Origin of the sequence: Bradyrhizobium sp. AUGA SZCCT0177 (assembly GCF_018130125.1) — a bacterium.
GTDB lineage: Bacteria > Pseudomonadota > Alphaproteobacteria > Rhizobiales > Xanthobacteraceae > Bradyrhizobium.
Map to the genome: position 1 here is coordinate 309,968 of NZ_JAFCMA010000003.1, position 24,382 is coordinate 334,349.

Consider the following 24,382-nt stretch of genomic DNA (forward strand, 5'->3'; position numbering starts at 1 on the left):
CCGTCACTTTTTCGGCCCGTCGCCGTGTTAGTCCTACTCCATGACCTCGCTCGACAAAATCGACGCACACGCAGTCGCGCCTGCCCCGGCGGCGCGGGCGCGCGACCATCTGGCTGAGGAGTTCGCCGAAACACTGAAGCTCGCGGTGCCTCTGGCGCTGACGCAGCTCGGGCAGATCGCAATGATGACGACCGATCTGGCGTTCATCGGCCGGCTCGGCGGTGAAGCGGTCGCCGCGGCTGCCCTCGCGCATACGGTCTTCTTCGTGATCTTCACGTTCGGCCTTGGCCTCGTGTCTGCCGTGGCGCCGCTGGCGGCGCAGGCTTTCGGCGCGCGCGACCCGCGCATGGTGCGGCGCGCGCTGCGCGTCGGCCTGTGGGCGGCGGTGTTGATCTCGGCGCCGCTGATGATCCTGCCGTTCCGCGGCGAGGCGATCCTGATCGCGCTCGGCCAGGCGCCGGCTGCCGCAAAGCTTGCGCAACAATATCTGTTCGGCCTCGCCTGGGGCATCCTGCCGGCGCTGTGGTTTATCGCGATACGCGGCTTCATGAGCGCCGTGAACCGGCCCGAGCCGGTGCTGTGGATCACGCTGGCCGCGATCCCGGCCAATGCGCTGCTGGTCTATCCGCTGCTCTACGGAAAATGGGGCCTGCCTGAGCTTGGGCTGTTCGGCGCGGGCCTTGCGACCAGCATCGTCAATCTCGGAACATTCCTCGCCGGGCTGTGGTTCACCGCGCGCCGCCGGCCGTTCCGCAAATATCACGTGCTCGGCCGCATCTGGCGGATCGACTGGCCGTTGATGGGCAAGCTCGTCGTCATCGGCGCGCCGATCTCGATGGCGTTTATGCTCGAATACGGATTGTTCGGCGCGGCCGGCCTGCTGATGGGCCTGATCTCAACCACCGCGCTCGCCGCGCACCAGATCGCCCTGCAGATCGCGGCCATCCTCTACATGGTGCCGTTCGGGATCAGCATGGCGGCGACCGTCCGGGTCGGGCATGCGGTCGGGCGCCGCGACCGCGACGCCGTCAGGCGCGCCGGCTATGTCGCGATCCTGCTCGGGACGGTGTTCATGGCGACGATGACGCTTGCCGTGATCCTGGGACGGTTCACGATCGCCGAACTGTTCCTCGGCGAAGCCGTCGACGCCACGGCGACGCTGACGGCAACGCTGCTGCTGGTCGGCACCACCTTTTTCATCACCGACGGGATTCAGACCGTCGCCAACGGCGCGCTGCGCGGGATGAACGACACGCGCATACCCCTGTTGTTCGCGACCTTCAGCTACTGGCTGGTCGGCTTTACCTGCGCCTGGGCACTCGGATTTCGGACATCGCTTGGCGCCGGTGGCGTCTGGGTCGGATTGTCCGTCGGCACCGTCGTGTTTGCTATTCTGCTGATCTTGCGCTTCCGCCTGCTCTCGAACAGGCTGGCGCTGCAATGACCGTTCACGAAGTCACACCCGCGATTGACCCGAACACGCTACTGCCCGGCGCGCAGTTTGCCGACGCTTTCCGTATCGAAATCGGCGATCGCGCCCTCAATGCGCGGCAGGCGGCCGAGCGCATGATGGCGCGGCAGCCGCGATGGGCCGAAGCGCTGCTGACCCTGCGCAACATTCTGGTGGCGCCGTTCGGCCTCAAGACGTCAGGCGCCAGTTCTAAACCCAGAGAGATGGTCGGAATTTTCCCGATCGTGAGCGAGCAGCCCGAACGGCTGGTCGCCGGCTTCAACGACAAACACCTGGATTTCCGCATCGTCGTCGACGTCGCGACGTCAGGCGCCGCCCGAGAGGTCACCGCGACCACGCTGGTGCTGACACACAACTGGCTGGGGCGGACCTATCTGGCCGTCATCATGCCGTTTCACCGGCTGATCGTCCGCAGCCTGCTGCGTCAGGTCGCGGCCTGAATCGGGCCGATCCGCGGGCCTCCGTAGGCCCGTTTTCCGTCGTGAACCTGTTGTTCCGAGCATGCGACTGAAACGTTAAGTCCGTGGCTGACGGCCGCGGTCGCACGACCCTTTTGCGTTAGCGGCAGGCTCCTACACGCAGCCTCGCGCCCGCGTGTTCGGAGACCCTCATGAAGCTGGCAAAATTCTTCCACCGTCCGCCGGGCGATGATGACCGCGGACTGCTGTTCATCCCGGGCGACGAGCCGACAGTTGTCGGCAAGTATATGAACGAGGCGCCGGGCGCGCGGAAAAAAGACGAGTTCCTGCGCAAGGAATATTCCAAACCCAAGACCGCCGTCGCCACGTTCCGCCGGCAAGTCGCCGAACTCACCGCAGCCGGGTATATCGAAACCACGCACACGGATTACATGCTGCGGAATCTGTTGCCGGATCCGCAGCCCAAGCCCGACTGGCAAAAGGGCCTCGACGATCTGATGCTGGCGGCGCTGGGCGAACCGCTTGACGTGCAGGCAAAATACCTTGCCGCGCTTCGGGATACGCCCGCGGCAAGCCAGCCGCTCTATCTCTGGCTCGCCGCCCATCACTTCTATGCCGACGATCAGGACAACAACCAGATCATTGCGCTTGCCGAACGCGGCCGCGACACCATCGCCGCCCACCGCGCCGCCAAGACGCCGCATTATTTCTGGTCGATGGAGGATCGCGACCTCGAGGCCCGAATATTGGAGGTTCTGAGCTGGGCGCATCTGCGCGCCGATAACCCAAAGGCCGCGCTGGAGGCAATCGAAGAGGCCTGTCGGATCGACGCAAGCCAGGACCGCGGCGCGCAGCTCGCGACGATTCTGGTCGAGCACTTTCCGGAGCGGCAGGAAGAGGCTTTCGATGACGCCTACAAATATCACGAGTTTGGCGGCTACGAAGACATCATCGCGCTGCCGGCCTATGCCGACTATGTCGCGCGGAGAAAACGCAAATCGAAATCCGACAAAGGCTGGCGTTGGCACACAAAAAAGCCGGCAAGCGAAGGTGACGTGCTGCAGGCCGAGCAAGAGCTCGGCGCCAACCTGCCGAAGGATTATCGGAGGTTTCTCACGACATACGGTTCGACCGAATTGCAGGTCCGGCTGCCGGAAGAGTCGGCCGAACTGTGCTTCTACCGGCCGACGGAACTGGCGACCCAGCGCAACAATCTGTTCAACTACATCACACGCTTCGAGAAGGATCCGGAAAAGGTCGACGCGTACTTCCGCGAGCACTACGGCGTGGCCGCGCGCGACCTGCTGCCGGTCGCCGCGCCCTCGCAGCACAGCCGCTGCCTGGTGATCAATCTTGGACAGGGCGAACGCTTTGGCTGGTGTTTTGAGTGGGACCATGACGGCAGCTGGGAACTCACACAGGCCGCGCCCAGCTTCGACGCCGCGCTGAAGGCGCTGACCTCCGGCATCGGGAAGCGCGATGCCACCGTTCTCAACTTTCTGGGCGTGTATCTCGATTAGGGTCGGTGGCCACATCCTTCGAGACGCCGCTCCGCGGCTCCTCAGGATGAGGGTCTAGCAATTCAGGATGGCGTCTTAGACCCTCATGGTGAGGAGCGCGGCAAGGCCGCGCGTCTCGAACCACGAGGCCCGTCAACGACGCGACATTGGCCTAGCTTTCGATTCCGGTTGCCTTCACGGGCGGCTTTGCCGACCACTCCGCGACACAGCGATCGAGATCGCCGATGTTTTGGCGCATCTGCTCCAGCGAGAATCCGAGCGCGAAGAAGCGCTCGGCGGCATCGCCCGGCAGGCCGCGGATCAGGCCGTCGCGGCGGACAGAGGCGACTTCCTCCGCGTAGCCCTGCAGCGCGAATTGCACGGGGTCGATCACCGGCGGGCTGGCGCCGCTGCGCAATGCGGCCGCCGACGCGCGCAGATGGGCTTCGATCGCCTCGCGCACGCCGGACAGAGGCGTATCCAGCCGCGCCTGCAAATTGGCAGGCAATGCCACCAAACACTCCCGTCCGATCATCACGACGTCATGACGCAGCCGCAGAATGGTCCGCAGCAGCGGACCGGTGTCCGGCCCTGATGACAGACGCGCCGCGCGCTCGCGCTCGGCTTCCTGCCCCATCGCATGCAAGGCCGTCACCGCAGCACCGATGCCGTCCTGGATCCGGTGCGCCGCTTCGTTGTCGAGGCCATGCGTCAGGCCAACCAGCAATTGCGAGAACGCGCCCGCGATCAGTTCGATCAGGCGCGCCGCATTGGCGCGGATCTGACGATGCGCCCGCGACGGCAATACCAAAAAGGAAGCGGCTAGCCCGGTGGACGCACCGACGGTGACCTCGATCAGACGATCGATCACGGAATCCAGCGGACTGGTGTGGTGCATCTCCGGGATCAGCAATACGATCACACCTGTCACCGTGGCCGCGGTCAGGCTGGGGTTGATCGATCCGAGATAGGCCAGCGGCGCCACTGTCAGCACCAGCAACGCCAGCAGGGCCGCTTCGCTCGAATGCGGAATCAGCACCGCAAGCGCTCCGCCATAGATCGCGCCGCCGATCGTCCCCAGCATATAGTCCGTGGTCGCCTTCAGCGACCGCCCGACGCTCATCTGGGTAACGATCAAGGAGGTCAGCACGGCCCATAGCGGCAGCGTCAGATGCAAGGCGTTCGCGATGGTGTAGGCCACTACCGCCGCCACCGTCACCCGGATAGCCAGCGCCAGTTGCGTCCGCCGCGACCGAACGCGGGCCGCCACGCGCTTCAGAAAGCCGGCCATGCGCCCCATTCCGCAACCTGCAGGCGATCCTGCCTGTAAATGAGCTTTAGCATAGCTGATGCCCGCGCCCCGGAGACGGCTTGAAAGGTGGATTCAGCCCGCCTACCCTGCGGGCCAAAACGAGGAAACACGATGGCCAACGAAACCGCAACGCTCGCATCCTATGTCGCCAACCTGAAATTCGAGGATATTCCGCCGGAGGTATTGGCGCGCGCCAAGGTGCTGACGCTCGATTTCCTCGGCAGCACGATCCGGGCGCGGCGCGATGCGGAATCCACCGCCTCGCTGCTGAAGATGCTGGAAGCCTTGGCGCTGGACGGCAAGGGCGAATCCACCGTGTTCGGCGACAGCAAAACCTGGACGCCCGCGGTCGCCGCTTTGCTCAACGGCGCGCTCGGCCATTCGCTGGATTTTGACGATACTCACGCGGATTCCTCGCTGCATCCGAGCGCGCCCGTGGTGCCGGCGGCATTCGCGGTCGGCGAGATGATCGGCGCATCGGGCCGCGACGTGCTCACCGCCATCGTCGCAGGCTATGAAGTGTGCTGCCGGCTCGGCAACGCGCTCGACCCCACTTCGCACTACGCTCGTGGCTTCCATCCGACCGCGACCGCAGGAACCTATGGCGCAGCCGCCGCCGCCGGCAAACTGTTCGGCCTGTCAAAGGACCAGATCATCTCGGCCTTTGGCGTCTCCGGCAGCCAGGCCGCAGGCTCGCTGCAATTCCTGGTCAATGGCGCCTGGAACAAACGCTATCAGGTCGGCGCCGCCGCGATGAACGGCGTGATCGCGGCGACCCTGGCACGCAACGATTTTGTCGGTTCGAGCGAGTCGGTCGAAGGCAAGCACGGGCTGCTCGTCGGCTACAGCGACAACGCGCATCCGGACAAGGCGACCGCCGGTCTCGGCAAGACCTATGAGACGCTCAGGATCGGCGTAAAACCCTATCCGAGCTGCCGCTACACCCACGCCGCGCTGGATGCGCTGATCGCGATGCGCCGGGAGCACAATCTGACGCCGGACCAGATCAAGCGCGTCGAGATCGGCCTGCACCGCAACGGCATCACGCTGACCGGCGACGCTGCCACCAAGCGTCATCCGACCTCGATCGTCGGCGGGCAATTCTCGATGTTCTTCACCGGCGCGCTGGCGCTCGACCAGGGCCGCTTCGGCTGGGACGATTACGAGCGGCTCGGCGACGCCGCGGTCAATGCGCTCGCCGACAAGTTCGACGTGGTGCAGGACGATCGCCTCGAGATCGGCCGCACCCATCCCTTTGGCGCGCGCGTCTCCATCACCACCGACGATGCCGTACATGAGCGGCTCTATGCCGACCCCTCCGGCGAGCCGGATTCATTCCCCGACGCGCAGGCGATGCAGCAAAAATTCCTCACCCTCGCCCGCCCGGTGCTGAACGGCCGCGCCGACCAGCTTGCGGACGCGATCCTCTCGCTCGAGCGATTCGATCGCGTCGCGAAGGCCACGCAGCTGGGAAGGCAGTAGGGCCGCTTCTTACCTCGCCCCGCTTGCGGGGAGAGGTCGGATTGCGAAGCAATCCGGGTGAGGGGGTACAGGTCTATCGATAGACCGTGATGGTGGAGAGAGCCCCTCACCCCACCCCTCTCCCCGCAAGAGCGGGGCGAGGGAGTCGGCTCGACTACCGCCCTTCATTTACTCCGCGCCAATTTTGCCTTGTCACCGGTTGCAGCAACGACGTCCGCCACCAGCCTGAACACCCCATCCGCCTCCGGCGGCCCGTTCGGCGAGCGGCCGAGCCGTACGATGACGAGCTTCTCACTGGGGATGATGATCACGTATTGCCCCATCGTGCCCTTGGCGAAGAACGCATCGCGCGGCCAGCCGTGCTGGCTGCGATAGTTGGCGCCAAAACTGTCACCGAGATTGGTCCAGAATCCGGCCCCCATTCCGACCCAGGCATTTGATGTCGGCGAGGCCGAATACTTCACCCAACCCTCGGGCAGGATGCGCTTGCCGCCGGCCACACCGTCATTGAGATAGAGCTGGCCGAAACGCGCCCAGTCGCGCGCGGTCGCCAGCATCTGGCTCGATCCCTCCGCATTGCCTGCGGCATCTAACTCGATGGTCACGTTGCGCATACCGAGTGGTGCGAACAATTCGGTCTGCGCGAACCGCAGCATGTCCGCCGCTTTCCCGCCCGCCGCGTCGCGGACCAGGTGTGAGAGGATGACGGTATTGCCGTCATTGTAATTCCAATGGCTGCCGGGCAGCGTTTCGAGTTGAACGCTCTCGGCAAATGCAGCCATGTCTGATTCCATGAACTTCATCCGGTTGACCGGCTCGAACACTGAGCCGAGCGAGGCTTGCAGCGAACTGCCGAGCGCCAGCCCTGCCGTATGACGCAGCAGATGATCGACCGTGATCGCACGCCTGGGATCATCAGCGCCTTGCCACGCCGCGACCGGCGCGGACTGATCGAGCGTCAGCGCGCCCTTGCGCACGAGAATGCCGGTCAGCGCCGATATCACCGACTTGGTCGCGGAGAAGCCGAGGATCGGCGTGTCGATACCGTAACCTTCGGCATAACGCTCGGCGACGACGCGGCCATCCCTGAGCACCACAATCGCCTTGGTCGCACGCTTCGGCGGCTGCTCGGGCTCGGCAAAGGCGCGATCGAGCGCGGCGGCCAGTTGGGGATTGGCTGACGTGACGACCGAAGGCCCTGCGATATCCGGCAACAGCGCCTGTGATGATCTGACATCGATTGATGGCACCGAGATATCGGCAACGGCACTGCCATGATCGAGATAGCAGCCGAGACCTTCGCGGTAGACCGCGTGGCTGCGGCCGAGGCCGAGCAACGTCACCGTGGTTTCCTTCCGTGCCCGATCGACATGGTAATCCATCGCCCAGGTGATCAGGCTGACGCCGGGCATCGCTGCGGTGGTTTCGCGAAAGATCCGGTCCGGCTGCTGCCCGGACACGAAGGTCTCCGAGCACAGGATGTTGGCGACAAAGCCGGTGGCAATTTTGGGAACATCGCGTGCCCGCGCCGCGGAGAGCGCCAAGGCGCCGAGCGCGGTGGTGGTCGCGAGGATGAGCAGCAGGTTTCGTCTGAACACATTGGCCTCCGGCATGACGCATGAGCGCGTGCCGGCGATGTTGGCGAAGTGGCCGCTGGCCGCTCGCCGGATTTGGAAATCGGACTGGCCGAAATTGGCAGGCGCCTCGCCGATTTCGGAATTATGTAGAACTTACAACAATTTATGGATCAAGCCGCCGAAGCGTTCTGCCGCCTATATTCGGTCGGGGTCACGCCGGTGATGGCCTTGAAGGCACGGTTGAACGGACCGAGCGACTGGAAGCCGGCATCCATCGCTATGGTAATGACGGGGACTTCGGCCTGCGTCGGGTCTGACAGCGCGGCCTTGGCCTCCTCGATCCGATGGTTGTTGAGGAAGACATTGAAATTGCGGTAGCCGAGCCGCTGGTTGATCAGCCGTCGCAATCTATATTCGGGTATTCCAAGTTTGGTCGCGAGCGTACCGATCGTGATGTTGTCGTGGCGGTAGATGCGCTCATCGGCCATCAGGCGCATCAGCGCATCGACCAGCTTTTGGTCGTGCGCATCCTCCGCCGCGACCGTCTGGGCCGGCGCAATCGTTACCGGCGCGACTTGAGATGCCACGGGAAACAGATCGGCGCCATCGACGCGCAGCATCGCGTAGCAGATCGCCGCCACCACGCCGGCCAGAACGGCTGAATTCACCGTGCTGACGACCTCGCTACCGGGCAGAAATATCTGCAGCATCGCGTTCATGCCGCCATACAGCGCGGCCGCGCCGATAATGAAGCCACGAACGTCACGGCGACGCTCGACCAGATCCGTGGGCCATGAGGTGATCGTCTGAACCACCGCCAGTGCGATGAATCCGAGCGCCACCAGATTGACCGCGACGATGGCAACCCGCGCGCTGAATGTCGGTCCGGTCCACATGCAATTGACAAAACTGAACGCGGTAACCCCAGCCCATATCAGCGCATGCCACCAGCGCAACCTGAACGCCTCGTCGAACAGCGCACGCGTGAACAGCCAGAACACCACGACATTGCCGGTCGACAATGCGATCAACGGCGCATATGGAAGCGAGACCGGCGACGACCAGCCAATCGAATAGCTAACGGCGTGCGCGGCCGATCCCAGGGCAAACGCCGCGGCCAGCCGCCCCGCAAGCACGGTGCCGAACCCGCGAAACAGCGTCGCGGCCAGCACCAGCAGCAGCGCCACGATGGCGCCGCGCAAGGCGATGTCGATTGTGGAAAGCAGCATCGATCGGCCCAATCGCGCGGTCAGCCGCGCCCAATGAATTTAGTGCAGATCAATGAACGATTCAATTTTGGTCCACCCAGGATTTACGCGATGTCACCCATATGTCGACAGGCTTCCCGAACAAATCACCTTCATGATCGATCTTGGCCCCCAGCTTTCGCGCGACGGCTTGTGACGGCGCGTTATCCGGGGCGATGCAATGGATGATCTCGTCGATCTCGAAGGTCGCGAACACCCAGTCGATCGAAGCCCGCGCCGCTTCTACCGCGTAACCCTTGCCACGGCACTCCCTGGCGATGCCCCAACCGACCTCAAGGCCCGGCCAACCCGGCGGCGACCATGGTCCCACGCGCCCGATATATCGGCCGCTCGACCTCTCCTCGACCGCGAACATGCCGAAGCCATACAACGCCCAGTGCCCGGAAATAACGGCGGCGTTGCGCCATCCGTTGATCTCTGACGTGACCGGCTGGCCGTCGGGGGCGATGTAGCGTGCGGTATTGGGATCGGCCAGCATTGCCGTATTCGCGGCGATATCGCTGCTGCGCCATGGCCGCAGGATCAGCCGCGCGGTCTCGATCACCGGACCGTCGGTCTGCAACAGTTTCGCACCCGGCTTGAGCGGAGGGATCATCGGTTCCTCAATACGTGTTTGGACGCAACCCTGCCATTGTTGCTAAGGTCGCCACAGATGCAAAGGAGCTTCTCATGAGCTGGCAACCCTCCAACGATCCCGTGCTCGGCGATCCCAAGACCTGCGACGCGCTTGAACTCATCATCGTGCCGCGCACCCGTGATCTCGGCGATGGATTCGTGGTTCGGCGCGCATTGCCGCACGGCAAGCGGCAGATGGTCGGCCCCTTCATCTTCTTCGATCATTTCGGCCCGATGCAGTTCATCGCCGGCAACGGCATGGACGTACGCCCGCATCCGCATATCGGGCTTGCCACCGTCACCTATCTGTTTGACGGCAGCATCATGCACCGCGACAGCGAGGGCAACATTCAGGAGATCCAGCCCGGCGCGATGAATCTGATGACCGCCGGCCGCGGCATCGCCCATTCCGAACGCACGCCCGACGTGCAGCGCCGCGACGGCCAGAAGATGCTGGGCCTGCAAAGCTGGATCGCACTGCCGGCAGGCTCGGAGGAAATCGCGCCATCGTTCCAGCACTACGCCGCCGAAAGCCTGCCGACCGTGAACGACGGTGGTTTTACCGCCCGCATCATCGCCGGCAGCGGCTTTGGCGTGAAATCGCCGGTCACGATGGTATCGCCCTGGTTCTATACCGAGGTGACGGCCACCGCCGGCACCAGCGTGCCGCTCGATCCTGACCACGAGGAGCGCGCGATCTATGTGGTGGACGGCGAAGTCGAGATCGCGAACGAGCGCTACGAGGCGCCGCGCCTGTTGATCTTCCGGCCCGGCGACCGCATCACCGTGAAGGCGATCAAGCCGACCCGGATGATGTTCCTCGGCGGGGACGCGCTGGAGGGCCCGCGCCATATCTGGTGGAATTTCGTTTCTTCCAGCAAGGAGCGGATCGAACAGGCCAAACAGGACTGGAAAACCGGCCGTTTTGCCCATGTTCCCGAGGAACACGAGTTCATTCCGCTGCCGGAGTGAGCTATCCCTCGGAAACCAAAGCTCCGCTACCCGCGCTTCACCCGCGGGCGCGCTTCTTGAAAGCATGACACCATGAACGCGATGCTCGCCAGCGATTTGCCCCTGCCACGGATCGGGCGCGGCAAGGTCCGCGATATCTATGCCGTCGGCGACGACCGCGTGCTGCTGCTGACCACCGACCGCATCAGCGCGTTCGACGTCGTGATGGCCGAAACCATCCCGATGAAGGGCGCGGTGCTGACCCAGATCAGCGCCTGGTGGTTCAGGCAGCTCGCAGACGTCGTGCCGCATCACATGATCAGCGCGGATGCCGACGAGATCATCGCGCAGGTGCCGGCGCTGAAGGCACACCGCGCCGACATCGCAGGACGCGCGATGCTCTGCCGGCGCACTACCGTCTTCCCGGTTGAATGCGTGATCCGCGGCTACATCTCGGGATCGGCCTGGAAGGAATATGCCGCATCGGGCACGCTGGCCGGCGAGAAGCTCGCGGCGGGTCTGGTCGAAAGCGAGAAGCTGGAGCCTTCGATTTTCAGCCCGGCGACCAAGGCCGAGACCGGCCATGACGAGAACATCACGGTCGCGCGCGTCCGCGAGATTTTGGGCGCCGACGTCGCGCAGACGCTGGAGGGCATGGCCCGCACCGTCTATGATTTCGGCGAGAAGGTCAGCCGCAAGCAGGGCATCATCATCGCCGACACCAAATTCGAGTTCGGCCGCGACGGTGACGGCCGCATCATCCTGATCGACGAAGTGATGACTCCAGACAGTTCGCGGTTCTGGGCGGTCGACGTCTACAAGCCGGGCCAGCCGCAGCCGAGCTTCGACAAGCAGCCGCTGCGCGATTACCTCGACGCCGAACGCCGCGCCGGCCGCTGGAACGGCGACGCGCCGCCTCCCCCGCTCCCGGCGAGCGTGGTCGACGCCACCAGCAAGCGCTATCTGGAAGCGTATCGCCGTGTGACGGGGGCTGAGCTGAAGATATGATGACTTCTCGTAGGATGGGCAAAGCGCAGCGTGCCCACCATTTCTGATAACCGATAGATGATGGGCACGGCGCAAGCGCGCCTTTGCCCACCCTACGCAGCTGAAGATCGGCTAGACACCACCCGATCCGACGCGACGAAATGATCCTCCGCATGATTGAGGATGAATATGACCGGAGCAGGCGATCAACCCGTCGTAGCAGGACAGACGATTGGCCAATTGGCTCTCGTGGTGCGCGATTACGACGAAGCAATTGCCTTCTATGTCGATGTACTCGGATTTGCCCTGATCGAAGACAGGGTGATTCCCGCGCAAGGTAAGCGCTGGGTTGTCGTGGCCCCGCGGGGTTCGACCGGATCACGCCTGCTGCTTGCGCGGGCCGTAGATGACGTGCAGGCGTCTCGTATTGGAAATCAAACCGGAGGCCGCGTATTTCTGTTCCTCCACACCGACGATTTCTGGCGCGACTTTCGCGCTTACACGTCCAAAGGTGTCATCTTTGTCCGGGAGCCAAAGGTAGAGAGCTACGGCACGGTTGCCGTCTTCGAAGATCTCTATGGCAACCTGTGGGATCTACTTCAATCTAACGCGGGAGCGCAGACATGACCGAGACCGATAGCGTGCTTGTCGAACGCGATGGGCCGGTGACCATCGTTTCCATCAACCGTCCGCATTGCCGCAACGCCGTCGACGGCGCGACCGCGCGCAAACTCTACGATGCGTTTCTGGCGTTCGACGCCGATGAAGCAGCATCTGTTGCGGTGTTCACCGGCACCGGCGGTTATTTCTGCGCCGGCGCCGACCTCAAGGCGGTGGCGGCGGGCGATCCCAACAAGAAGCGCGAGATCGGCGGCCATGACTCGATTGCGCCGATGGGGCCGAGCCGGTTGCGGCTGTCAAAACCCGTGATCGCCGCGGTCGAGGGATTTGCCGTCGCCGGCGGCATGGAACTGGCGCTCTGGGCGGACATGCGGGTCGTCGCCGAGGACGCCACCTTCGGCATCTTCTGCCGCAGGTTTGGCGTACCGCTGATCGATCTCGGCACCATCCGCCTGCCGCGGCTGATCGGCCATTCCCAGGCCATCGACCTGATCCTGACCGGGCGCCCGGTCGGCGGGCCGGAGGCGTTGCGCATGGGCCTGGCCAATCGTCTGGTGCGAAGAGGCGAAGCCGTTGCACAGGCGATCGCGCTGGCCAGGGAAATCGCGGCCTTCCCGCAGACCTGCATGCGCGCCGACCGGCTGTCGGCGCTGCGGCAATGGGACCTCGCGGAGGAAGACGCCATCGCCAACGAAATGCGCGGCGGACTGAAGGTGATCGCCTCGGGCGAGACACTCTCAGGCGCTGCACGATTTGCGTCCGGCGTCGGCCGCCATGGCGCGTTTGGTGGAGATATCGTGGGGAACGGCTGACGGCACCGTCACCCCTGTCATAAGAATAACGTTGTGATCTCTGTCTGCGGTCTCTACCACTGGCAGGGGTGCCGGGGGCAAGTGGGGCGTGGTCAGTCGATCTCTCAAAGGCGAGCCGGAGTTAATTCGGAAGGCCCTCAATGACATTCTCGGCGGCAGCGCCGCCAGTGTCCTGACGATTACATTTGGCCTGTCGTACTCGCTTCTGATTTTTACCGGGCCCTTGGCGCCATATCTGTCCTACGGCCTCGCCGCGACCTTCATCTCCTCGGCCATCCTCGCCGCTGTCATCGCGTGGGGAAGCTCATTCCCGTTCGCCATTGCGGCGCCCGAGAGTTCCACGGCGGCGATGACCGGAATATTGGCAGCGTCGCTGGTCGAGCACGTTGTCGCCAGCGATCCCTCCGCATCGTTGCTCGCCCCGGCGCTGATGACGCTTGGGCTTTCGGCCATCGTCACCGGCATCGTGCTGTGCGGCTTCGGGGTGACGCGGATGGGCCGCGCGATACGTTATGTGCCCTATCCCGTCGTGGGCGGGTTCCTCGGCGCCACCGCCTGTTTGATCCTTTTGGGCGCGGTCCGCGTCATCACCGGCCACCGCCTTCAACTGACGACGCTAGATCAGTTCGCCAACATCCTGACCCTGTCCGAATTGGCGGCGGCCTGCGCCATGGCGCTGGCCTTGTATCTGACCTGGCATCGCACGCGCACCTCGTTTGGCCTACCCGCCATGCTGGTCGGGGGCGTGGTCGTTGGACATATCGCTTTCTGGCTGGCGGGATTCACGTCGGCAGAAGCGCAGGCCTCGGGATGGACATTTCAGCCACCCCCTAGCGTCAGCATCATGCTGCCGTGGAACACGGCCGATATGGCCCGCTATCCCTGGCATGCCGTGCCGGATCTGCTCGGCAATCTGGTCGCCGTCATTTTCGTCACGGCGTCGAGTACGCTGTTCAACACCGCGGGTATCGAGGTTGTCGCGCACCGCGAAGCCAATCTCGAGCGGGAATTGAACGTCACGGGCCTGGCCAACATCCTGTCCGGCGCGTTCGGCGGCTATACCGGCTGCATCTCGGTCAGCCGCACCATCCTCAACTTCAGCAGCGGCGGGACCGGCCGGCTCGCCGGCCTGACGGTGGCCGCGATCTCGGTTCTGATGCTGGCGGTTGCTCCGATGCTGCTCGGCTATATGCCGAAATTCGTGCTCGGGGGTCTGCTGATCTATCTGGGCGCCGATCAGTTGCACAAATGGATCATCGAATCGCGGCGGCGCCTGACCAAGACCGAATATGTCTCCCTGCTGGCGATCATCGTCATCATCCTGCAATGGGGTTTTGTCGCGGGCGTGCTGATCGGCGTCGTGATCGGCTGCGCGACATTCGCGTTCACGGCCGCGCGGATCGATCCAATCAAATTCAGCTTTGACGGCTCCGAATATCGCAGTTCGCTGGATCGTTCGCGCGACGACCAGACGGTTCTGACGGCCCATGGCGGACAAATCCAGGGCCTTAATCTGCAAAGCTATCTGTTCTTCGGTTCCGCCAACCGGCTTTACCAGCACGTCAAGGCGCTGCTCGCGCAGCGTCCGGAATGCCGCTATCTGGTGTTCGACTTCAAGCTGGTCACCGGATTCGATTCATCGGCGGCCTACAGTTTTGCCCAGATCAAGCGCAGCGCCGACGAGCGTCACATCGAACTGGTGCTGGTTCATTTGCCTAAGCTCGCCGAGAAGGCGCTGCGGTCCAGCGGTTTCATCTCCGGCCGGGTTCGTATCGTGCCGGAGCTCGATCATGCGCTGGAGCAATGCGAGAACGAGATCATCGCGAAGCATCAGGGGCACGAGCAGGAGGAGGCCAATCTGCGTGACTGGTTCACGCAGATTCTCGGAACCCCGCGCGACGCCGTGGCGCTGATGCATCGCTGCGAGCGTGTCGAGATCGACGCCGGAGAGATCATTGTCAGCGCCGGCGACGCCGCCGATTCCATGCATTTCATCCTGGACGGACGCGTCGGCATCATGGTGCCGGCTGACGAAGGCCGCACCACGCGGGTACGAAGCCTCGGCCGCTACACGACGATCGGCGAAATGGGCCTAGTGTCGCAGGCGCAACGCAGCGCGACGATTCAAGCCGAGGTCGCAAGTATTCTGTACGTCCTCAGCGCGCATCAGTTTGAAGCGCTCAAGATCGACGATCCCTCGCTCAGCCAGAAGCTGCTGACCTATTTCGTATCGGTTATGGCCGAACGACTTACTTTTGCCAATCGCACCATTGCAGTGTTACGGCGATAGAACGCTGCTTTTTGAGCTTCCTGCTCCGGGGTTAGAGCACATGACCGCACAGGCTGACGCGAAGACTTTTTCGACCACCAACTATCGCCTGCAAAGCGGCATCGTGATCCCAGAGGTGACGATCGCCTATGCGACACTCGGCACGCTGGCACCCGATCGCAGCAATGCGGTGCTGGTGACACATGGCAACACCAGCGGCCCGCACATCATCGATCCCGGTGGTACGACGGGCGAAGGCAGCTGGAGTGAGATCGTCGGCCCCGGCAAGGCCGTCGATACCAACCGCTATTTTGCGATCTGCCCGAACATGCTGGGCTCCTCCTACGGATCGACCAATGCTGGGAGTATCGACCCCGCTACCGACAAACCCTACGGGCCGCGATTCCCCGACGTCAATGTCAGCGACATCGTCGGCACGCAGCGGCTGCTGCTCGATCATCTCGGCATCGACAAACTGGTTGCGATCGTCGGCCCGTCCTATGGCGGATTCCAGGCGTTGCAATGGGCCGTCAACTATCCCGACGCGATGAAGGGGATCGCGGCTGTCGTCACCTCGCCGCTGGTGCCGCGCGAACGATCCGAGGGCAATGTCGCGCGCCTGCTCGGAGCGCTCTCGAAGGACCCGAACTGGAACGGCGGCGACTATTACGATCGCAGCGGCGTCGTGGAGACGATGACCGAAATCCGCATAGCGACGCTGAAGACCTATGGCATCGAGACCCGCCTGAAAGCGACGATGTCCGATCCTGCGGAGATCGAGGCCGCGATCCGCGACGAGGCCGCGCGGTGGGCAGAGGGATTCGACGCCAATTCGCTGATCATACTTGCAAAAGCGCTGCGCGGCTTCGACGTGACGCAGCAATTCGGCAAGATCAAATCGAAGGTTCTGTTTGTGCTGTCGCGGACCGACAAATTGTTTCCGCCTGACATCGCGCCCGGCGTGATGCAGGGACTGAAGGCCGCCGGTGTCGATGCCGATTATTTCCTGCTCGACAGCGAACTCGGCCACTCCGCCTCCGGCCTCGACGCCCACAAATGGGCGCCGCGGCTGAAGCAGTTTATGGATGGGCTTTAGGCGTACCTCTATCCACTTGTCGTCCCCGCGAACGGATTCAAATCCCCGCCATCATCACGTATTTGATCTCGACATATTCTTCCATGCCGTGATGCGAGCCTTCGCGGCCGAGGCCAGACTCCTTGACGCCGCCGAAGGGCGCTACTTCGGTTGTGATCAGCCCGGTGTTGACGCCGACCATGCCGGACTCCAGCGCTTCGGCGACCCGCCAGACCCGGCCGAGATCGCGCGAATAGAAGTAGGAGGCCAGGCCGAACGGCGAGGCGTTGCACAACGCGATCACGTCGGCCTCGTCCTTGAAGCGGAACACCGGCGCCAGCGGCCCGAAGGTTTCCTCGTGCGCGACCAGCGCGTCGGGCTTGACGTTGGCGAGCACTGTCGGCTCGAAAAAGCTGCCGCCGAGCGCATGGCGCTTGCCGCCGGTGACGATTTTCGCGCCGCCCTTGACCGCGTCCGCGATGTGCTTCTCGACCTTGTCGACCGCTTCCATGTTGATCAGCGGGCCCTGCACCACGCCGGCTTCGGTGCCGTCGCCGATCTTCATCGCGGCGACCTTGGCCGAGAGTTTTTCGACGAACGTGTCGTAGATCTTGTCCTGGGCGTAGATGCGGTTGGCGCAGACGCAGGTCTGGCCCATGTTGCGATACTTCGAGACGATGGCGCCTTCGACGGCGGCATCGATATCGGCGTCGTCGAACACCACGAACGGCGCGTTGCCGCCGAGTTCGAGGCCGAGCTTCTTCACGCCGACGGCGGCCTGCTGGTACAGGATCTTGCCGACTTCGGTCGAGCCGGTGAAGCCGACGAAGCGCACCGCCGGGTGTTCGCACAGCACCTTGCCGATCGCCGAGGAATTGCCGGTCAGGATGTTGAACACGCCCTTCGGCACGCCGGCTTTTTCGGCAAGCGCCACCAGCGCCAGCGCGGTCAGCGGCGTTTCATTGGCGGGCTTCAGAACAACCGTGCAACCCGCGGCCAGCGCGGGCGAGACTTTGCGGGTGATCATCGAGCAGGGGAAATTCCACGGCGTGATCGCGCCGCAGACACCGATCGGCTGCTTGATCGCGAGCAACCGCGCATCGGCGCGCTGGGTCGGAATGGTTTCGCCATAGACGCGTCGGGCTTCCTCGGCGAAAAATTCGACATAGGCGCCGCCGATATCGACTTCACCGAGCGCTTCGGTCAGCGGCTTGCCCTGCTCCGAGGTCAGGATCAGTGCAATGTCTTCGCGGTTGGCGATGATCAGGTCGAACCATTTGCGCAGGATGTTGGAGCGCGCCTTGGCGGTCAGCTTGGCCCAGGCCGGGAACGCGCGCTCGGCGGCTTCGACGGCTAACGTCGTCTCCGCGGTGCTCATGACCGGTATTTTTGCCAGCTCAATGCCGTTGACCGGATTGGTCACCGGCTTTGACGCCTTCCCGGTCCATGCGCCGTCGATATAGCACTGCTCGCGCAGCAGCGAGGGGTCCTTCAGGCGGTCGCGCAGGGAGGGGGCGGATTGCGAAGCGCGTGCAGCGACGGGCGGGTTCATGGCGTAACTCCTCGGATTTTTTGGGGTATTGATCCGAGTATAGGCCTATTCAGCCGGCATTGCATCGGCCGCAAAGGCAGGGCTGCTGATCGTCATTACGGGGCGTAAAGCGAACCCGGAATGACAGCCTCAACTCACGCCGTGCCGTTCATATAGGTTTCGCGGCGGCCGATCATGCGTTCGGCGGCGGCCTTGGCGTCGGCCCGCGAGGACGTCGCACAGGTGCGGTATTCGAGATCAGGCAGCTTGGCGTTGCGGCGCGAGAACCAGGATTTGGAACCGACTTGCAATTGCGCCAGCGCCACCGCGACATTGTCGACCGCCTCGAACGAGTGCAGCGCGCCGGTACCGGCAACACGGACCTCATAGATGCCGGGGCTGATCGGGGCCTCGATGTTTTCAGCGCGGCCGGGGCGGGGGTATCGTTTCCACTCACTCCAGGTCGAGATCATCGCGGCATCCTCACAATGGGAAAAACTACAACCATTTTCATCAAATCATTCAGTTCGGGGGCAGCGTTTCCGCTGGAATCTGAATGTCTTACTGCAAAGAATCAGCACCGGAAATCATTATGGAATCAACTTATCGTTTGCGCCCGGAGCGGTCACCGCTGTTGCCGCTGATCCACCGCGAATTGTGGCGCAGTGTTGCAGTTTTGTGTCGCTCTCCTTCCCCCTCCCTGCGCAAGCCATCAGCCCATCACGAGATCGCGACATCAACGGCAAGGCGCCGCGAGCGCTTGCGGGATTGCAACGGCGGGGGGAAGATCGCGGCACTCCATAACAACAAACGGGAGGTGACCCATGCAAAGCAAAGCTCAGATCGACGAGGTTCTGCGTCAGAAATGCGAGGCCAAGGAGATTCCAGGCGTGGTCGCTGTCGCGGCGACCGGCAGCGAGGTGATCTATCAGGGCGCGTTCGGCAAACGCGACCTCTCCAAGGACGATCCGATGACCGCCGACAGCGTGTTCTGGATCGCCTCGATGACCAAGGCGATCACGTGCGCCGCCGGCATGCAGCTCGTCGAGCAAGGCAAGCTCTCGCTGGATGAGCCAATCGGCAAGCTGCTGCCGGATTTGGCCAACCCGCAGGTGCTGGAAGGTTTTGACGCCAAGGGCGAGCCGAAGCTGCGGCCGGCCAAGAAGCCGATCACGCTGCGCCATCTCATGACCCACACCGCCGGCTACTGCTACGACGTGTGGAACGGCGACATGGGCAAGTATCAGGAGAAGACCGGAACCCCGGCCATCTTCAGCTGCCTGAACGCCGCGCTGAAGGGGCCGATCATGTCCGATCCCGGCACGCGCTGGGAATATGGCATCAACATCGATTTCGTCGGCAAGGCGGTGGAAGCCGCGAGCGGCAAGCGCCTCGACGCTTACCTGCGCGACCACATGTTCACGCCGCTCGGCATGAGCGACACCAGTTTCAAGATTACGGATTCCCAGCGCCAGCGGCTGGTCGGCATGCATGCGCGCGGCGAAGACGGCGCGCTGGCGCCGATCCCGTTCGAGCTCGAACAGAATCCGGAATTTCATATGGGCGGCGGCGGCCTCTACAGCACGGCGGCTGATTACATCAGGTTCACCCAGATGATTCTCAATAAGGGCAAGGGCAACGGCAACCAGCTGCTGAAGCCGGAAACCGTCGCGTTGATGGGCCAGAACCACATCGGCGATCTCACCATAGGCAAGATGCCCACCATGGAGCCGATGTACACCAACGATGTCGATCTCTATCCGGACATGGTGAAAAAATGGGGGCTGAGCTTCCTGATCAACACCGCCAAGACGCCGGAGGGCCGCAGCGCGGGCAGCCTCGCCTGGGCCGGCCTTGCCAACACCTATTTCTGGATCGATCCGGCGCGTAATGTCTCGGGCGTGATCCTGATGCAGATGCTGCCGTTCGTGGATCACAAGTGCCTGGAAGCCTTTGCGGGCTTCGAGCGCGGCATCTATGCCGGGCTTGATGCAGGGAGTCGCCAGAGGGCGGCTTGAACGCGAACTGTCGGGACGCGGTCCGACCCATCCACAAATTGTCGTCCCCCGCGCATGCGGGGGACCCAGTACGCCGCGGCCTGTCGTGCTATAACGGACGCCTCTGGAATACTGGATCCCCGCTCCAGTGCGCAATTGCGCACAAGGCGGGGATGACACCGAGGGTGTGGCACGATGACCGAACCAACCGCCAGTTACGTCTCCGGCACCGCCGATGCGCCGTTGCTGGGCGATACCATCGGACAAAGCCTCGATCATGCGGTGCGACGCTGGGGCGACCGCGAGGCGCTGGTTTCGCCAAGCCATAATGTCCGCTGGACCTGGAAGCAATTCGCCGAACGCGTCGATGCGCTGGCGGCCGGCTTTCTCGCGCTCGGGCTGGAACGCGGCGCGCGGATCGGCGTCTGGTCGCTCAACCGCCCGGAATGGACGCTGACGCAGTTTGCCGCCGCGAAAGCAGGCATCATCCTCGTCACCATCAACCCGGCCTATCGCCTCAGCGAACTCGAATTCGCATTGGCAAAAGTCGGCTGCGCAGGGATCGTGACCGCGACCGCGTTCAAGACCTCGAACTACATGGAGATGCTGAACACGCTGCTGCCCGAACTTGCCAAATCGACGCCCGGCGAATTGCAGGCGGCGCGGCTGCCCAAGCTGCGCGCGGTGATCCAGATCGGCGGGCCGCCCTCGCCCGGCACCATCGCGTTCGAGGACGTGACGCGGATGGGCAGCGCGCGGCACCGCGAGACGCTGGCGGAACTGGCCAGGACGTTGCAGTTCGACGATCCCGTCAATATCCAGTTCACCAGCGGCACCACAGGCTCGCCCAAGGGCGTCACGCTGACGCATCACAATATTCTCAACAACGGCTATTTCGTCGGCCGCGCCATGCGCCTGACCGAACAGGACCGCATCTGCATCCCGGTGCCGCTGTATCATTGCTTCGGCATGGTGATGGGCAATCTCGCCGCGGTGACGCTCGGCGCCACCATGGTCTATCCCGGCGAGGGTTTTGATCCGCTGGCGACGTTGCAGACCATCGAGAAGGAACGATGCACCGCGCTCTATGGCGTGCCGACCATGTTCATCGCCGAACTCGATCATCCCGAATTCTCGCGCTTCGACCTGAAGTCGCTGCGCACCGGCATCATGGCCGGCGCGCCCTGCCCGGTCGAGGTGATGAAGCGCGTCAACAACGAGATGAACATGGGCGAGGTCACGATCGCCTATGGCATGACCGAAACCAGCCCTGTCAGTTTCCAGAGTTCGACGGATGAGCCGCTGGAACGCCGCGTTTCCACCGTCGGGCGCATTCATCCGCATGTCGAGGTCAAGGTGGTCGATCTCGAGGGCCGCATCGTGCCGCGCGGGATGCGCGGCGAACTCTGCACCCGCGGCTACAGCATCATGTTGGGTTACTGGGACGAGGCCGAGAAGACATCGGACGTGCTCGACGCCAATGGCTGGATGCACACCGGCGACATCGCGATCATCGACGCGGAGGGCTATTGCAACATCGTCGGCCGCATCAAGGACATGGTGATCCGCGGCGGCGAGAACCTCTATCCGCGCGAGATCGAGGAATTCCTCTATCGCCATCCCAAGATCCAGGACGTGCAGATTTTCGGCGTCGCCGACGAGCGTTATGGCGAGGAGCTGTGTGCCTGGGTTCGCGTCAGGCCCGGCGAGACCCTGACCGCTGAGGAGGTCCGCGCCTTTTGCCACGGGCAGATCGCGCATAACAAGATTCCGCGCTATGTCGAGTTCGTCGACGAATTTCCGATGACGGTGACGGGGAAGATCCAGAAATTCCTGATGCGCGACGCGGTCGAGGCGAGGCTTGGGTTGAAGGCGGCAAAGACGGCGTGAGTTTGAGGGCGCGTCGTCCCGGCCTTCGCCGGGACGACGAGGATATGGTTTCGCCACCAATCCAAATCACAGACACGTGCCGCTGCCCGCCATGTCGCCGCAGGGGACGCGCTTGGAAAGCTGCTGCGCTTTTTTCTTCGCATTGGCCTGCGCGTTGGTTTCGAACACGCTCCGTGGCACGAGCTCGGTCGCACGGCGATAATCGGCGGCGGCCTTTTCGGAATCGTTCTGCGCCTCGTAGACGCGCGCCCGCGCAACATAGCTCTCGATGGTTTCGCGGCGCTCGATCGCCTCGTTGAGATCGTTCAGGGCCTTGGGATAGTCGCGCAGCGCCGACCACACACTGCCGCGCAGCGTCAGCGCCGAAGCATCCGAAGGCCGTGCCTTGAGGACGAGATCGAGGTCCGCCAGCGCGTTGCGCGTCTCGCCCTTGCCAAGATAGGCGCGGGCGCGAAGCGTGCGCGCCATGCTGTCGTCCGCCGTCTTTCCCACCACGGTATCGAGCGCGACGATCGCGCGATCGAACTGGCCCGAGTTGACCAGGGCAAGTCCGCGGCCGAAGACGGCGGTCTGGTTGGTTGGATTTCGCTCGAGCACGGCGTTGATATCGGCCAGCCCCTCGGCCGAGTTGCCCTTCATGAGCAGCACCACGCCGCGGGCGGCCTTGGCCAGATCGTACACCCGCGTCAATGCCAGCGCCTGGTCGAAATCGGTCAAGGCCTTGTCGAGCTGATTGAGAGACATCTGGGTGATGCCGCGCTCATAGAAGGCGGGGCTCATCCTGGGGTCGATCGCGATCGCGCGATCGAAATCGGCAAGCGCGGCCGGGACTTTCCCCAACTGCCGATGCACGACGCCGCGGCTGTAATGGGCTTGCGCGCTGTTGGGGTTGATCTTCAGTGCCGCTTCGACGTCGACCAGGCCCTGGTCGGGCTGTCGCATGGCAGCCGACGTCACCCCGCGCAGCGAAAGCGCCGTCGCGTCATTCGGCCGGAGCTTGATCAATTCATCGAGGTCGGCGCGGGCCTCGGCGAGTTGTCCGAGCCTGGTGCGCGCGCTGGAACGGAGCTGCAGCGCGGCCTCGTCGCGCGGATCGGCTGTCAGTACCTGGTTCAGGAGCCCGACCGCATCGGCGTATTTGGCCTGGACGATGAGCTGCCGCGCCCGATCGATCAACGGCTTGCCGGCGGCATTGCCTGATGGCGCGGCTTGCGGCAGCGGCGGGGTGATCTGGTCGGCCAACTCGGATGTCGACGGCGATGCCGACGGCGCCGGCAGCGCCTTCGGCTTGTCCTTGTCGCTGCCTTTGTCGCTGCCTTGAACCTTCGCCAGTTCCGTCTGCATCGCCAGCGTGGACTGGCGCAGTTGCTTCGCCGCCGCACTGTCCGGCGCCACCGCCAGGAGCGCGTCGAGGTCGGCCAGCGCACGGGTGTAATCGCCTTTGGAGCTGTAGAGCTGGGCGCGCGCGAAATAGGGCGCCATGTCGTTCTTCGGCCCCTGCGCGATAGCCCGCGAAAAATCCTCGATGGCGCGATCGATGTCGCCCTTGCGGCGGTAGGTCTGCCCGCGCCAGTAGAATGCTGCCGGCACATTGACGTTGATCGCAATGGCCGCGTTCAGGTCGCTGAGCGCCTTGTCGAGCTGACCGCTTTCCGAATAGGCACGACCGCGGCTGACATAGGCTTGCGCAAAATCCTGACGCGCCGCGATGGCCTCGTCGAAATCGCTGATCGCTTCCGGCCAGTTCCGCTGCTGGGAACGAAGATTGCCGCGCGAGAGAAATGCGAGCGCGTTCTTCGGTTCGATCTCCAGCGCGCGATCGAAATCAGCCCTCGCCAGATCCAGTTTGCCGGTTCGTTGATAGGCGACGCCGCGCTGCAGCAGCGCCTGAACGGAATTGGAATCCAGCTTCAGCGCCGCTTCGGCATCCGCCAGGGCCAGATCGATCTTCGACGTATTGAGATAGAGCCGCGACCGGCCGAGATGCGCCTTGACGCGGTCTTCCGGCGGACGCGCGGTATCGTTGATGATGGCTGCACACGCAGCTTCCACCCTGGCGGGCGGCCCGCTGTTGCAATCCGCCAGATCATCCGCAACTGCCGACGCCTGCGGCTGGCACAACGCAGCCGCCGCAATGGCCGCGAGAAACCAATTGCGGAGAGCGACTTGCTTTTGTTTGGGAGGAACCAGAGCCGACCTCCGTGCCGCAATACCAATGGGTGAACAAAATATCGAGATGGGGATGGAAACGCAATTTAGCAGTATCTTCGTCGTCCCGGCCTTGCGCCGGGACCCATACGCCGCGGCCAACTTTGTCGAAAACGGAAGATCACGACCAAACATACCAGACAATTGCTGCCTGTGGTTATGGGTCCCTGCGTTCGCAGGGACGACGTGGATATAGCGTCACGTTCCCGCGACGCAATGCGCCCGAGTTGTACATGTCGTTTCGCGCCTTCCGTGAAAAGAGGGCGCGGGGAATGCCGGATGCGCGCTGCACCCGCGGTCTCGTGTGCGATTGTGCTAAAGAAGCTGCACACGAGCATACAGGGCAGCGGAGAGCATCCGACATTCCCTGCGCAGTGGCTTTACGACTTATGACGCGC

General features: G+C 63.5%; 19 protein-coding genes. 12 read left to right on the top strand and 7 right to left on the bottom strand.

What is annotated here, in order from left to right; all coding sequences use genetic code 11:
• Positions 1–40: 40 nt before the first annotated feature.
• From JQ597_RS05515 to JQ597_RS05525, 3 genes are all read left to right on the top strand, one after another.
• Positions 41–1,444, top strand: coding sequence for an MATE family efflux transporter (locus JQ597_RS05515; RefSeq protein ID WP_212263217.1), 1,404 nt, complete (start codon positions 41–43; stop codon positions 1,442–1,444).
• A complete protein-coding gene (locus tag JQ597_RS05520; protein ID WP_212263218.1) occupies positions 1,441–1,911 on the top strand; it encodes a DUF2867 domain-containing protein in 471 nt (156 codons plus the stop codon). The genes JQ597_RS05515 and JQ597_RS05520 overlap by 4 nt, the downstream gene beginning before the upstream one ends.
• Before the next feature lie 170 nt (positions 1,912–2,081).
• Positions 2,082–3,410 carry an SMI1/KNR4 family protein gene (locus tag JQ597_RS05525; RefSeq protein WP_212263219.1) on the top strand — a complete coding sequence of 443 codons (1,329 nt, stop codon included), beginning with the start codon at positions 2,082–2,084 and terminating at the stop codon, positions 3,408–3,410.
• 151 nt (positions 3,411–3,561) lie between these two features.
• Here JQ597_RS05525 and JQ597_RS05530 read toward each other — a convergent pair whose 3' ends face one another.
• Entirely contained in the window at positions 3,562–4,680 is a 1,119-nt protein-coding gene (locus JQ597_RS05530) for an FUSC family protein (protein WP_212263220.1), read from the bottom strand.
• Between the two features lie 132 nt (positions 4,681–4,812).
• Here JQ597_RS05530 and JQ597_RS05535 point away from each other — a divergent pair, with 132 nt between their 5' ends.
• Positions 4,813–6,183 carry an MmgE/PrpD family protein gene (locus tag JQ597_RS05535; protein WP_212263221.1) on the top strand — a complete coding sequence of 457 codons (1,371 nt, stop codon included), beginning with the start codon at positions 4,813–4,815 and terminating at the stop codon, positions 6,181–6,183.
• A gap of 164 nt (positions 6,184–6,347) precedes the next feature.
• Here JQ597_RS05535 and JQ597_RS05540 read toward each other — a convergent pair whose 3' ends face one another.
• The 3 genes from JQ597_RS05540 to JQ597_RS05550 form a co-directional block, all read right to left on the bottom strand.
• Entirely contained in the window at positions 6,348–7,781 is a 1,434-nt protein-coding gene (locus tag JQ597_RS05540; RefSeq protein WP_212263222.1) for a serine hydrolase domain-containing protein, read from the bottom strand.
• A gap of 149 nt (positions 7,782–7,930) precedes the next feature.
• Positions 7,931–8,989 carry an AraC family transcriptional regulator gene (locus JQ597_RS05545; protein WP_212263223.1) on the bottom strand — a complete coding sequence of 353 codons (1,059 nt, stop codon included), beginning with the start codon at positions 8,987–8,989 and terminating at the stop codon, positions 7,931–7,933.
• 61 nt (positions 8,990–9,050) lie between these two features.
• Positions 9,051–9,623 (bottom strand): GNAT family N-acetyltransferase, encoded by a 573-nt coding sequence (locus tag JQ597_RS05550; RefSeq protein ID WP_212263224.1) that lies wholly within the window; start codon positions 9,621–9,623, stop codon positions 9,051–9,053.
• A 74-nt stretch (positions 9,624–9,697) separates the two neighbouring features.
• Here JQ597_RS05550 and JQ597_RS05555 point away from each other — a divergent pair, with 74 nt between their 5' ends.
• From JQ597_RS05555 to JQ597_RS05580, 6 genes are all read left to right on the top strand, one after another.
• Complete coding sequence (locus tag JQ597_RS05555) at positions 9,698–10,615, top strand: pirin family protein (RefSeq protein ID WP_212263225.1); 918 nt, start codon at positions 9,698–9,700, stop codon at positions 10,613–10,615.
• A 72-nt stretch (positions 10,616–10,687) separates the two neighbouring features.
• On the top strand, positions 10,688–11,602 hold the full coding sequence (locus tag JQ597_RS05560) for a phosphoribosylaminoimidazolesuccinocarboxamide synthase (protein ID WP_192736300.1): 915 nt from the start codon (positions 10,688–10,690) through the stop codon (positions 11,600–11,602).
• 168 nt (positions 11,603–11,770) lie between these two features.
• The gene (locus tag JQ597_RS05565) at positions 11,771–12,208 is read left to right on the top strand and encodes a VOC family protein (protein ID WP_212263226.1); all 438 of its coding nucleotides are present in this window, start codon (positions 11,771–11,773) and stop codon (positions 12,206–12,208) included.
• Entirely contained in the window at positions 12,205–13,014 is an 810-nt protein-coding gene (locus tag JQ597_RS05570) for a crotonase/enoyl-CoA hydratase family protein (RefSeq protein ID WP_212263227.1), read from the top strand. Before JQ597_RS05565 ends, JQ597_RS05570 begins: the two co-directional genes overlap by 4 nt.
• Positions 13,015–13,102: 88 nt before the next feature.
• A complete protein-coding gene (locus JQ597_RS05575; protein WP_212263228.1) occupies positions 13,103–15,304 on the top strand; it encodes an SLC26A/SulP transporter family protein in 2,202 nt (733 codons plus the stop codon).
• Positions 15,305–15,344: 40 nt separating this feature from the next.
• Entirely contained in the window at positions 15,345–16,379 is a 1,035-nt protein-coding gene (locus JQ597_RS05580; protein WP_212263229.1) for an alpha/beta fold hydrolase, read from the top strand.
• A 37-nt stretch (positions 16,380–16,416) separates the two neighbouring features.
• Here the strand turns inward: JQ597_RS05580 and JQ597_RS05585 are convergent, their stop codons facing one another.
• Together JQ597_RS05585 and JQ597_RS05590 are read right to left on the bottom strand one after the other, a co-directional pair.
• Entirely contained in the window at positions 16,417–17,910 is a 1,494-nt protein-coding gene (locus tag JQ597_RS05585; protein WP_212263230.1) for an NAD-dependent succinate-semialdehyde dehydrogenase, read from the bottom strand.
• A 134-nt stretch (positions 17,911–18,044) separates the two neighbouring features.
• A complete protein-coding gene (locus tag JQ597_RS05590) occupies positions 18,045–18,362 on the bottom strand; it encodes a hypothetical protein (protein ID WP_212263231.1) in 318 nt (105 codons plus the stop codon).
• Between the two features lie 351 nt (positions 18,363–18,713).
• Between JQ597_RS05590 and JQ597_RS05595 the strand changes: the two genes are divergently transcribed.
• A complete protein-coding gene (locus JQ597_RS05595; protein ID WP_212263232.1) occupies positions 18,714–19,907 on the top strand; it encodes a serine hydrolase domain-containing protein in 1,194 nt (397 codons plus the stop codon).
• 174 nt (positions 19,908–20,081) lie between these two features.
• Entirely contained in the window at positions 20,082–21,776 is a 1,695-nt protein-coding gene (locus JQ597_RS05600; protein ID WP_212263233.1) for an AMP-binding protein, read from the top strand.
• A 66-nt stretch (positions 21,777–21,842) separates the two neighbouring features.
• Here JQ597_RS05600 and JQ597_RS05605 read toward each other — a convergent pair whose 3' ends face one another.
• A complete protein-coding gene (locus JQ597_RS05605) occupies positions 21,843–23,897 on the bottom strand; it encodes a tetratricopeptide repeat protein (protein WP_212263234.1) in 2,055 nt (684 codons plus the stop codon).
• Between the last annotated feature and the right edge of the window lie 485 nt (positions 23,898–24,382).

What these genes read in the sequence shown, in the direction of transcription:
- JQ597_RS05515 (WP_212263217.1), top strand. Translation starts at nt 41, where the DNA reads ATGACCTCGCTCGACAAAATCGACGCACACGCAGTCGCGCCTGCCCCG.
- JQ597_RS05565 (WP_212263226.1), top strand. Translation starts at nt 11,771, where the DNA reads ATGACCGGAGCAGGCGATCAACCCGTCGTAGCAGGACAGACGATTGGC.
- JQ597_RS05530 (WP_212263220.1), bottom strand. Translation starts at nt 4,680, where the DNA reads ATGGCCGGCTTTCTGAAGCGCGTGGCGGCCCGCGTTCGGTCGCGGCGG.
- JQ597_RS05600 (WP_212263233.1), top strand. Translation starts at nt 20,082, where the DNA reads ATGACCGAACCAACCGCCAGTTACGTCTCCGGCACCGCCGATGCGCCG.
- JQ597_RS05550 (WP_212263224.1), bottom strand. Translation starts at nt 9,623, where the DNA reads ATGATCCCTCCGCTCAAGCCGGGTGCGAAACTGTTGCAGACCGACGGT.
- JQ597_RS05520 (WP_212263218.1), top strand. Translation starts at nt 1,441, where the DNA reads ATGACCGTTCACGAAGTCACACCCGCGATTGACCCGAACACGCTACTG.
- JQ597_RS05590 (WP_212263231.1), bottom strand. Translation starts at nt 18,362, where the DNA reads ATGATCTCGACCTGGAGTGAGTGGAAACGATACCCCCGCCCCGGCCGC.
- JQ597_RS05570 (WP_212263227.1), top strand. Translation starts at nt 12,205, where the DNA reads ATGACCGAGACCGATAGCGTGCTTGTCGAACGCGATGGGCCGGTGACC.
- JQ597_RS05545 (WP_212263223.1), bottom strand. Translation starts at nt 8,989, where the DNA reads ATGCTGCTTTCCACAATCGACATCGCCTTGCGCGGCGCCATCGTGGCG.
- JQ597_RS05595 (WP_212263232.1), top strand. Translation starts at nt 18,714, where the DNA reads ATGCAAAGCAAAGCTCAGATCGACGAGGTTCTGCGTCAGAAATGCGAG.
- JQ597_RS05525 (WP_212263219.1), top strand. Translation starts at nt 2,082, where the DNA reads ATGAAGCTGGCAAAATTCTTCCACCGTCCGCCGGGCGATGATGACCGC.
- JQ597_RS05585 (WP_212263230.1), bottom strand. Translation starts at nt 17,910, where the DNA reads ATGAACCCGCCCGTCGCTGCACGCGCTTCGCAATCCGCCCCCTCCCTG.
- JQ597_RS05555 (WP_212263225.1), top strand. Translation starts at nt 9,698, where the DNA reads ATGAGCTGGCAACCCTCCAACGATCCCGTGCTCGGCGATCCCAAGACC.
- JQ597_RS05535 (WP_212263221.1), top strand. Translation starts at nt 4,813, where the DNA reads ATGGCCAACGAAACCGCAACGCTCGCATCCTATGTCGCCAACCTGAAA.
- JQ597_RS05560 (WP_192736300.1), top strand. Translation starts at nt 10,688, where the DNA reads ATGAACGCGATGCTCGCCAGCGATTTGCCCCTGCCACGGATCGGGCGC.
- JQ597_RS05580 (WP_212263229.1), top strand. Translation starts at nt 15,345, where the DNA reads ATGACCGCACAGGCTGACGCGAAGACTTTTTCGACCACCAACTATCGC.